The sequence below is a fragment of the Spirillospora sp. NPDC047418 genome (assembly GCF_040643275.1).
In the GTDB taxonomy this organism is placed as follows: domain Bacteria; phylum Actinomycetota; class Actinomycetes; order Streptosporangiales; family Streptosporangiaceae; genus Spirillospora.
In genome coordinates this window covers 46,320-56,389 of record NZ_JBEYTW010000055.1, presented here as the reverse complement: position 1 = coordinate 56,389, position 10,070 = coordinate 46,320, and the positions used below count along the sequence as shown (strand labels likewise).

The following is a 10,070-nucleotide window of genomic DNA, read 5'->3' as shown; positions in this document are numbered from 1 at the left end:
TACACCACTCTTCCCCTCCCCGCGGCTCTTCCGATCTGTCCCGTCGCGCCTGCGCGTCGTCCCGGGCGTTCATCCCGGTCTCCCGTGGGGGGTCGACCCCCCACACCCCCCGGTTCGCTCCGCTCATCGGATCTCCTCCTCCCGGCTCGGCCGCAGCAGGGCGGGGTGCAGGAGGCGGGCGTCGCCGGCCCGGTAGAGCCGGGGGCGGGGGCCGCCGCGCCGGCCGCCCCGGTCGGACGTGGCGCCGGTGCTCTCCACGAACCCGGGCACCGACAGGACCTTCCGGTGGAAGTTGCCGGCGTGCAGCTCCTCGCCCCACACCGCCTCGTAGACCGAGCGCAGCTCGGGGATCGTGAACTCGCCGCCGCAGAACGCCGCCGCGAGCGGGGTGTACTCCAGCTTCCCGCGCGCCCGCTCCAGGCCGTCCGCGAGGATCCGCGCGTGGTCGAAGGCCAGCCGGCGGGTGGTACCGGGACGCTGGTCCCCGGACTCGGTGAGGCCCAGTGCGTCCAGCGGTGTCCAGGCCGCCTCCGCCGCGTCGCCGCCCGCCTCGGGGTCGGGCAGCTCCGGAGCGAACGCCAGGTGCGCGACGGAGATCACGCGCATCCGCGGGTCGCGGCCGGGGGAGCCGTAGGTGCCGAGCTGCTCCAGGTGGACGCGGCCGAGCACGCCGCCCTTCGCGCTGAGGCCGGTCTCCTCGGCCAGCTCCCGGACGGCCGCGTCGGGCAGGTCCTCGGCGTCGCCGCCGCGCAGCGGCCCGCCCGCCTGGACGAAACCGCCCGGCAGTGCCCACATGCCCGCGTACGGGGCGTTCCCGCGCTGGACCAGCAGGACGTGGAGGGCGCCGTCCCGGATGGTCAGCGCCACCACGTCCACCGTCACGGCGACCGGGTCGTAGTCGCGCGGGTCGTAGTTCGCGAGGAACTCGGCCTCGTCGCGCCTCGGTTCCGGTGTCATCCCGCGCTCTCCCATCGATCTCATCGTGAGTCAATCTCGATCTGAGTCTATCTCGTATTGAGAACAACCTAACCCGGGTGGGAGCGGTTGTCCAGAGTGCGAGGGTTGCGAAAAGCGGGCGCCGTCCCCCTTGGAGGGGGCCCGGCGCCCGCTGCGTTCGGCGAAACTTCACAAAAGGCGGCTCGGCAACGGAGGCTCAGCGGCGGTGGCGGCCGCCGCCCGGCGGCTCCTCCTGCTCCTCGCCGTAGCCCTGCTCGCCGTAGGGACCGGACGCGTACGGGTTCCGCACGTCCGGATCGACCGCGTAGGGGTCGGCGTCGGCGGCCGGGCCCGGCCCGTACCCGCCGGAGGGGTACGGCGTGGACGGGCCGCCCCGGTCGTCGCGGTCGTACCGCTCCGGTGCGGGCCGCTCGGCCCGGTACGGCTCCCGCGCGAACTGGCCGCCCGGCTGCCGCCCGGTCGAGTACCGGCCCGTCGGATAGGGGCTCTCCGGCGCGCCCGGCCGCCGGTCGCCGGGCCACGGGCCGGGCCCGCCGGCCGGGACGACCCCGGGCGGCAGCCCCCCGGACGCGCCCGGCCGCGGCGCCCCCGGAAGTGCCCCCGGCGGCGGCGCGGCGGCCATCGGAGCGGCGACCGGCCGGTCCGGCGGCGGCGCGTCCAGCAGCAGCCTCATCTGGCTCTTGCGGCGCCCGTACACCAGGTACAGGACGAGGCCGACGGCCATCCAGACCGCGAAGTACGCCCAGGTCTCGACCTTGAGGTTCAGCATCAGCCAGCCGACCGCGACGATCGTCGCGAGCACGACCAGCGGCGCCGCGGGCATCCGGAACGGCCGGTGCAGGTCGGGCTGGGAGTGCCGCAGCGCGAGCACGGCGGCCGCGACGAACAGGAACGCGAACAGCGTGCCGATCACGACGAGCTGCTCCAGCGTCAGCACGTCGAACGTCTGCGACATGACCACCGCCGCGCCGCCCGCGAGCAGGGTGGCGCGGGACGGCACCTTGTACCGGCTCATCGCGGCGAGCGGGCGCGGCAGCAGCCCGTCCCGGGCCATCGAGAACACCACCCGGGTCAGGCTGATCATCACCACCAGGATGACGGTGGTCAGCGCCAGCACCGCGCCCACGTCGACGATCTTGCCCATCGCGCCGGCGCCGACCTCGTCGAACGCGGCGGCGAGCAGCAGCTTGTCCGGGTCGAGCTTGGCGAACCCGGCCATCCCGACCATGCCGACGAGCGCGATCGCCACCGCCGCGTACAGCACGATCGCGGTGAGCAGGGCGGTGAGGATGCCGCGCGGCACCTTGCGGGGCGCGTCGTCGGTCTCCTCCGAGGAGGTCGCGATGAGGTCGAACCCGATGTAGGCGAACGCGATGGCCGGCGCGGCGGCGAACAGCCCCCAGACGCCGAACACGTGCGGGGTGCCGCCGCCGAACGCGCCGAGCACGGCGTCCAGGACCGTCTGGTCGCCCTCCGGCGCCGGCCGCGCGGGCGGGATGAACGGGGTGAGGTTGCCGGCGTCGAAGAACTTCAGGCCGGTGGCGATGACGAGCCCGATCACGATGACCTTCGCCATCACCATGTACCACAGCGTCTTCAGGCTCATCCGGCTGCCCGAGGCGAGCATCACCACGACCAGCACGAGGATGCCGAAGGCCAGCACGTCCGGGCCCTTGACCTGGCCGATCACCTCGCCGAGCCAGCCCGGGACGGGTACCCCGAAGTCGTGCAGCGCCTGCGTGAAGTACAGCGACCACACCCGCGCGAGCACGGACGCGGCCAGCAGCAGCTCCATGATCAGCGCCCAGCCGACCACCCACGCCCACACCTCGCCGAACGCGACGTAGCTGAAGGAGTAGGCGCTGCCCGCCACCGGGATGATCGACGACAGCTCCGCGAACGCCAGCGCGGCCAGCACGCAGACGCCGCCGGCGATGAGGAAGGAGATGAGCACGCCGGGCCCGGCGGTCGAACTGGCCTGCTCGCCGGCGATCTTGAAAATGCCGGAGCCGATCATCACGCCGAGGCCCAGCACGACGAGATCGCGGGTCCGGTAGACCACGCGGAGGCGGTGCCGTCCGCCGTAGAGCCGTCCGGTGGCCTGTTCCACCGGCAGCCGGCGGAACATGTTGTTGCGCATGCGCATGTCCCAGGTCATAGATCGTCCCCCAGGCCGGGGGCCAGGGTCAGTGCACCCGCGCCGCTGTTCGCGAGGTGATGGCTTGCCGAAGTCCCTAAGAATTCACCAGGTACGACCATAATCGCAACGTTTTCGCCCCGTGGGATGTCGTCTCATCGTTGTCGCATCCTGCCAAAGTGCAGGTCGGCGACATGCCGCAGCGGCGCCCTCACGCTCGGCGCATGCTCACCGAACCATTTTCTAATGGACCGTTCCGATGGAATACGTCCCTTTTCCGTTGCCGGAAAGCGCTTTCGACTCCGGCCCGCACGGGCGTCCGGGGCCGGCCGGTGCGGACGGTGGCATCGGACGAAGATCGGTGGCACCGTAGGGACGCCGCGTTCGTCTGGAGGTCCGGTGTCCCGCTCCCCGTCACGCCCGAACCCGTCCTCGAACCCCTCCTCCGTCCCCGCCCGCTCCCGGCCCCCGCGCTCCGGGCCCGCCCGCGTCCGGCGCCGCACGGCGCTCGCCGCCGCGCTGACCGTCGCCGCGTCGCTGACCGTCCCGGCCGCCCATGCCGCCGACGCCGCCGCCGGCACCGCCGCCGCGCCGGTCCCCGCCCCGGGACCGCACGCCGGGCCGTCGCGGCCGCCGGTCAAGCAGCCGGTCGCGACCGGGTACGGCGGCGCCGTCTCCACGGTCGACCTGGACGCCAGCCGCACGGCCCTGGAGGTCCTGAAGCGCGGCGGCAACGCGATGGACGCGGCCGTCGCCGCCGGCGCCGCGCTCGGCGTCACCGAGCCGTACGTGTCCGCGATCGGCGGCGGCGGCTACATCACCTACTACGACGCGCGCAAGCACCGCGTCTACGCGCTCGACGGCCGCGAGTTCGCGCCGCGGCGGATGAGGCAGGACTCCTTCATCGACCCGGCCACCGGCGGGCCGCTGCCGTTCGACCAGGCCGTCACCAGCGGCCTCGGGGTCGGCGTGCCCGGCACCCTCGCCCAGTGGGACCTCGGCCTGCGCCGCTTCGGCACCCGCGACCTCGGCACCCTGCTGCGCCCGGCGATCAAGCTCGCCGACCGGGGATTCGTCGTCGACCAGGAGTTCCACGACCAGACCGCGGTGAACGAGGCCCGCTTCCGCGACATCGTCCCCACCCGGAGGCTCTTCCTGCCGGACGGGAAGGTGCCCGAGGTCGGCTCGGTGTTCCGCAACCCCGACCTCGCCGACACCTACCGGCAGCTCGCGAGGCGCGGCACCGACTGGTTCTACGAGGGCGGGCTCGGCAGGGAGATCGCCAGGACGGTCGCCAGGCCGCCGGTGGACCCGGACGCGACCAGGAACGTCCGCCCCGGCCTGGTGGAGCGCGGCGACCTCGCCGCCTACCGGGCCGTGGTGCGCGAGCCCACGCACGTCCCCTACCGGGGGATGGACGTCTACGGGATGCCGCCGTCGTCGTCCGGCGGCGCCACGATCGGGGAGGCGCTCGACATCCTGGGCAACTTCCGGCTCGACGCCCGCGACCCGGTCACGGCGCTGCACTACTACCTGGAGGCGTCCAAGCTCGCCTACGCCGACCGCGGCCGCTACCTCGGCGACGCCGACAAGGTGGACGTGCCGCTGGACGAGCTGCTGTCCGCCGGGTTCGCCCGCGAGCGCGCCTGCCTGATCAAACCGGACCGGGCCGCCCCCGCGCCCGTCGCGCCCGGCTCGCCGGACGGGACCTACGAGCCGTGCATCCCGCCCGGCACGCAGACCCGCGCGCTGGCGTTCGAGGGTCCGCAGACCACGCACCTCGTCGTCGCCGACAAGTGGGGCGACGTCGCCTCCTACACGGTGTCGATCGAGCAGTTCGGCGGCAGCGGCATCACCGTCCCCGGCCGGGGGTTCCTGCTCAACAACGAGCTGACCGACTTCTCCTTCCAGCCGCCGGCGCCCGGCCAGGCGGCCGACCCGAACCTGCCCGGCCCGCGCAAGCGCCCGCGCAGCAGCATGGCCCCGACGCTCGTCCTCGAGGACGGGCGCCCGAAGCTCGCGCTCGGCACCCCCGGCGGGTCGACGATCATCACGACCGTGCTGCAGATCCTGCTGAACCGCATCGACCTCGGCATGGACCTGCCCACCGCGCTCGACGCGCCCCGCGCGACGCAGCGCAACACCCCGCTCGTGTACGCCGAGCAGCCGTTCATCGACCGGTACGGCCGCGACCTCGCCGCGCGGGGGCACCGGCTGGAGGTCTTCCCCGGCCCGCCCGCGGGCGTGATCGGCGCCGCGACGGGGCTGGAGTTCCTGCGGCCGGGGCTCGTCCAGGCGGTCGCCGAGCCGGTCCGGCGGGGCGGCGGCAGCGCGCTCGTCGTCCACCCGGCCCGGTGAGCGGCCCCGTGATGGCGTGCGCGCACGGTGAGCGGGAAGGAGTCGTGCCATGGCGCCCTCTTACGTGCAGGTGACGACCGCGACCGACTCCCGGGCGGAGGCCGCCGAGCTGGCGCGGTCGGCGGTCGCCGAGCGGCTCGCCGCCTGCGCGCAGCTGGTCGGCCCGATCGCCAGCACCTACTGGTGGGAGGGCGAGATCGAGTCGGCGGAGGAGTGGATGGTGCTCTTCAAGACCTCCGCCGACCGCTTCGACGAGCTCGCCTCGCTGATCACCGAAGGCCACTCCTACGACACCCCGGAGATCATCGCGACGCCGGTGGTGGCGGGCAGCATGGACTACCTCGCCTGGATCACCGAGCAGACCGAACCCGGGGCCCGCGACGACGCGGTGGCCGATCCCGCCGACGACTGAGCCTTGGCCGTGTGACCTGGGTCATGGCAGGGTAAGTTCTTGTTTACCCTGGCCGGACGGGTTCCGCCCGGTCGCGGCGGCGGATGAAGGGCGGTCGATGTGCGCGAGTTGAGCGAGGTGGGAGCGGACCACGGCCTGTTCGGGCCCGGCTCGGTGACCTGGCGGGTCATGGGCGAGCCCGTGCTGATCGTCGGCGGGATCAGGGCGCTGCTGCTGCAGGCCCTCCATCCCCGGTCCATGTGGGGGACGGCGCAGAACTCCGAGCTGATGGACCCCTCCGCGGCGTGGGCGCGGCTGACCCGGACGGTCGAGTTCGTCCGCGTCCGCACCTACGGGACGGAGGAGGAGGTCGAGCGGGTCGGCCGCCGCGTCCGCCGGCTGCACGGCAGGCTGACCGGGCTCGACATGCGGACCGGCGAGACGTTCCCGATCGACGACCCGGAGAACCTGCTCTGGGTCCACATGGGCGAGGTCGACTCCTACCTCGACGTGGCGCGCCGCGCCGGCGTCCCACTCAGCGGCGAGGACGCCGACACGTTCGTGGACGAGCAGCGCCGCGCCGCCGAGGTCGTCGGCCTCGACCCGGCGGACGTGCCCGCGACGGTCGCGGAGATGCGCGAGTACTACGCGGAGATGCGGCGGAAGATCTTCGCGTGCCGGGAGGCGCGCGAAGGGTTGCGCCGCATGTTCAGCCCGGCCGTGCCGCGCAACCTGCTGCCGCTGAAGCTCGCCGCGCCCGCCGTCGGGACGCTGACCGTCGCGACGCTGCCGCGCTGGGCGCGCCGCATGTACGGGCTGCCGGGGCTGCCGACGTCCGACCTCGCGGCCACGCTGACGCTGAAGGGCCTGTACCAGACCACGCGGGTCGTCCCGGAGCGGTACCGGTACTCGCCGGACGCGCGGCGGGCCAGGCGCCTCACGCGCGAGCACGAGACGGGCCTGGCCACCTGGTCGATGGCGTCCTGACCGGGCCCCGCCGGGCCCGCCCGCGCCTCACGCCACCGGCGGCGGCGCGTCCGCGTCCTCGTCGTGCCGCGCCCCGTGCATGGGCAGCAGCAGCGCCGGGACGATCAGCAGCGCGGTGAGGATCAGCGCGACCCAGAACGTGCTGCCGAACGCGTCGGCCAGCTTGGGCGCGACCTGCTGCCGCACCTGGTCGGGGATCGCGCCGACGCCGCCCCCGCCCCCGCCGGCCGCCTGCGGGATCCGGTCGCCGATCTCCTGGGCGAGGATGACGGCGAGCAGCGCGGTGCCGACCGACCCGCCGAGCTGCACGATGATGTTCAGCGAGCTGCTGGCCCGCGACACCGCCTCGCGGCGCAGCGTCGTGAGCGCGGCCGACATCGTCGGCATCATCGTGCAGCCGAGCCCGATGCCCCGCACGACCAGCGCGCCGCCGAGCAGCCAGTAGGAGGTGTCCGCCGTGACCAGGGCGAACGGGACGGTGCCGAGCACCAGCAGCGCGATGCCGAGGGGCACGATGCGCCCGGCCCCGAACCGGTCGGTGATCACCCCGGCCGCCGGCATCGCGATCGCCGCCCCGACGCCCTGCGGGGCCAGCAGCAGGCCCGCGGCGAACGCGCCCTCGCCGCGCGCGGTCTGGTAGAAGAGCGGGATCAGCAGCATCGAGCCCATCAGCGCGATGCCGACGAGGAACACCGCGACGGACGCGGTCGCGAACGTCCGGTCGGCGAACAGCCGGACGTCGATCAGGGACCGCTCGCGGCGGCGCAGGCTGTGCAGCACGAACAGGGCCACCAGGACCGCGCCCGCGATCAGCCAGCCGACCGTCGTGGCGTTGCCGAAGCCGCCCTCCCTGCTCGCGGTGGACAGGCCGTAGATCAGCAGCGCGAACCCGGGCGGCAGCAGCAGCAGCCCGCGCAGGTCGAGCGCCGACGCGCCGGCCTCGCCCCGGCCGCGCGGCACCTTCCACCAGGCGAGCGCGAAGGCCAGCGCGCCGACCGGCACGTTCACGAAGAAGATCCAGCGCCAGTCGACGTCCTCGACCAGCCAGCCGCCGATCACCGGGCCGAGGACGGGCCCGAGCAGCATCGGCACGCCGACGATGCTCATGATCCGGCCGAGCCGGCGCGGCCCGGCCGCCATCGTCAGGATGGCCATCCCGGTCGGCATCAGCATGCCGCCGCCGAGCCCCTGCACCACCCGGAAGACGATCAGCGAGCCGATGTTCCAGGCCGCGCCCGACAATACCGACCCCGCCACGAACAGCACGATCGAGGTCAGCCACACGCTCCGCCCGCCGAACCGGTCGACGGCCCAGCCGGTGAGCGGGATGACGCTGCCCATGGCCAGCAGGTAGCCGGTGATGACCCACTGGATCGTGGACAGGTCGGTGGAGAAGTCGCGCCCGAGCGTCTCCAGGGCCACGTTGACGATCGTGGTGTCCAGGATCGCCATCAGGGTGCCGGCCACGATCACGAGGCCGAGCACGATCGTCTGCCGGTCGAGCCGTTCGCCGCCGGTACCGCCCGGCGGCGCCACCTTGGTGGACGGGCTTTCGGCCATGGTCGCCCCCCCTTGCCTGAAGTCCCGGTAGCCCGGAGTCCCCGTGACTCAAGATGCGAAACATCTTGAAGATCAATGTTTTGCATTGCATCACGAAATATGTTGAACTTCAAGCTATGTCCGAGGATCGCTTCACCACCGACGCGTCGGTCGACGCCGACATGGAGACGATGGTGCAGCTCCTCGGCCGGACGATGCGCGGCATGAAGGGCGCGCGCCCCGAGGCCGAGGACCTCATCCACCGGGTGAAGGAGGCCGGGCTCGGGCCCCGGCACGTGCCCGCGCTGATGCAGCTCGTCCTGCACGGCCCGGCGCCGGTGGGCGTCCTCGCCCGGCACATGGCGCTCAACCCCGCCACGGTCAGCCAGCTCGTCGGCGAGCTGCAGCGCGGCGGCTTCGTCGACCGGCACCCCGACGAGCGGGACCGCCGCCGCATGATCGTCAGCCTGGCCGCGGCGCACCGCGAGGCGATCGAGCGGTTCGCCTGGCGCCGGCTGCGCCCGCTGCGGACCACGCTGGAGACGCTGACGCCGACCGAGCGGCGGCACTTCCTGCACGGCTGGCGGACGCTCGCCGAGAACATGGAGCGCGGCGGCCCGCCCGCCCCCGACGGCACGGAGCCGCCCTGCCCGGAGAACCCCCCGGAGCCGTGATCAGCTGCGGGCCGGCGGGCGGGGTCAGCCGCGGCGCATGAGGCGGCCGACGGCGGCCATCAGCTCGGTGGACATCTCGTCCCCCTTGCCCTCCTCGGCGCCCTCCGCCACGCAGTGCCGGACGTGCCCGTCCAGCAGGCCGAGCGCCACCTTGTCCAGCGCGGCCTGGACGGCGCTGATCTGGGTGAGGATGTCGATGCAGTAGCGGTCGTCCTCGACCATCCGGTCGATGCCGCGCACCTGGCCCTCGATCCGGGCCAGCCGGGTCTGCAGCTGGTCCTTGGTGGCGGTGTACCCGCGGGTGGGGGTCTCGCTGGTCGCCATTACCGTCCTCCGCAATCTTCCGAGGGCGCACGCCCGGGTACCCCTGGGGGACATCCCCCAACAGGTACCTTATGCGGTGCCCGGGGTCACGGCGGCGGGACGTTCCAGGCGCCGACGACCGGCCGGTCATGCTCGGTGCCGAGCGCCGAGAGCGTCCCGGTGCCGAGCGCGAACAGCCGGCCGAGCGCGGGTTCCAGGCCGAGCCACCGCGCCGTCAGCACCCGCAGGAAGTGCCCGTGCGCGACGAGCGCTACATCGCCGTTCGGGAGCGGGCCGCCGGCGAGCGGGCCGATCCGCGCCAGCACCGCGTCGGCCCGCGCGCCGACCTGCCCGACGGTCTCGCCCGGATGGCCGGCGCCGCCGGGGACCACCCCGTCGTCCCAGAGGAACCAGCCCGGCCGGGTCTCCCGGATCTCCGCCGTGGTGATCCCCTCGTAGCCGCCGTAGTCCCACTCCCACAGGTCCGGGTCGGTCTCCGCCGCCGGCAGCCCGGCCAGCTCGGCGGTCCGCCGCGCCCGTTCGGCCGGGCTGACCAGCGTCCGCACGACGTGCCGCTCCTTCAGCGCCGGGCGCAGGGCCCGCGCCTGCTCCTCGCCGCGCGCGGTCAGCGGCACGTCCGTCAGCCCGGTGTGCCGCCGCGCCCGGCTCCACTCGGTCTCCCCGTGCCGCAGCAGGATCAGCTCTCCCATGCCGGAGTGTCTAC

General features: G+C 73.8%; 9 protein-coding genes. 4 read left to right on the top strand and 5 right to left on the bottom strand.

What is annotated here, in order from left to right; translation table 11 throughout:
- Positions 1 to 123: 123 nt before the first annotated feature.
- Positions 124 to 957, bottom strand: a complete 834-nt coding sequence (locus ABZ806_RS28880) for an NUDIX hydrolase (RefSeq protein ID WP_500220555.1) — start codon at positions 955 to 957, stop codon at positions 124 to 126.
- Between the two features lie 196 nt (positions 958 to 1,153).
- Positions 1,154 to 3,115 carry an amino acid permease gene (locus ABZ806_RS28875; RefSeq protein WP_500220554.1) on the bottom strand — a complete coding sequence of 654 codons (1,962 nt, stop codon included), beginning with the start codon at positions 3,113 to 3,115 and terminating at the stop codon, positions 1,154 to 1,156.
- A gap of 378 nt (positions 3,116 to 3,493) precedes the next feature.
- On the opposite strand from ABZ806_RS28875, the gene ggt reads away from it, so the two are divergent.
- From ggt to ABZ806_RS28860, 3 genes are all read left to right on the top strand, one after another.
- Positions 3,494 to 5,452, top strand: a complete 1,959-nt coding sequence (gene ggt / locus ABZ806_RS28870) for a gamma-glutamyltransferase (RefSeq protein ID WP_500220553.1) — start codon at positions 3,494 to 3,496, stop codon at positions 5,450 to 5,452.
- Positions 5,453 to 5,501: 49 nt separating this feature from the next.
- On the top strand, positions 5,502 to 5,864 hold the full coding sequence (cutA, locus tag ABZ806_RS28865) for a divalent-cation tolerance protein CutA (RefSeq protein ID WP_500220552.1): 363 nt from the start codon (positions 5,502 to 5,504) through the stop codon (positions 5,862 to 5,864).
- Between the two features lie 117 nt (positions 5,865 to 5,981).
- Positions 5,982 to 6,830, top strand: a complete 849-nt coding sequence (locus ABZ806_RS28860; protein ID WP_500220558.1) for an oxygenase MpaB family protein — start codon at positions 5,982 to 5,984, stop codon at positions 6,828 to 6,830.
- A 27-nt stretch (positions 6,831 to 6,857) separates the two neighbouring features.
- Here ABZ806_RS28860 and ABZ806_RS28855 read toward each other — a convergent pair whose 3' ends face one another.
- Positions 6,858 to 8,390: an MDR family MFS transporter gene (locus tag ABZ806_RS28855; protein ID WP_500220551.1), complete on the bottom strand. Its 1,533-nt coding sequence runs from the start codon at positions 8,388 to 8,390 to the stop codon at positions 6,858 to 6,860.
- Between the two features lie 116 nt (positions 8,391 to 8,506).
- On the opposite strand from ABZ806_RS28855, the gene ABZ806_RS28850 reads away from it, so the two are divergent.
- Positions 8,507 to 9,043 (top strand): MarR family winged helix-turn-helix transcriptional regulator, encoded by a 537-nt coding sequence (locus ABZ806_RS28850; protein ID WP_500220550.1) that lies wholly within the window; start codon positions 8,507 to 8,509, stop codon positions 9,041 to 9,043.
- Between the two features lie 24 nt (positions 9,044 to 9,067).
- Here ABZ806_RS28850 and ABZ806_RS28845 read toward each other — a convergent pair whose 3' ends face one another.
- Together ABZ806_RS28845 and ABZ806_RS28840 are read right to left on the bottom strand one after the other, a co-directional pair.
- Positions 9,068 to 9,367: a metal-sensitive transcriptional regulator gene (locus ABZ806_RS28845; protein WP_346049117.1), complete on the bottom strand. Its 300-nt coding sequence runs from the start codon at positions 9,365 to 9,367 to the stop codon at positions 9,068 to 9,070.
- Positions 9,368 to 9,453: 86 nt separating this feature from the next.
- Positions 9,454 to 10,056 carry a histidine phosphatase family protein gene (locus ABZ806_RS28840; RefSeq protein WP_500220549.1) on the bottom strand — a complete coding sequence of 201 codons (603 nt, stop codon included), beginning with the start codon at positions 10,054 to 10,056 and terminating at the stop codon, positions 9,454 to 9,456.
- Positions 10,057 to 10,070: the final 14 nt, after the last annotated feature.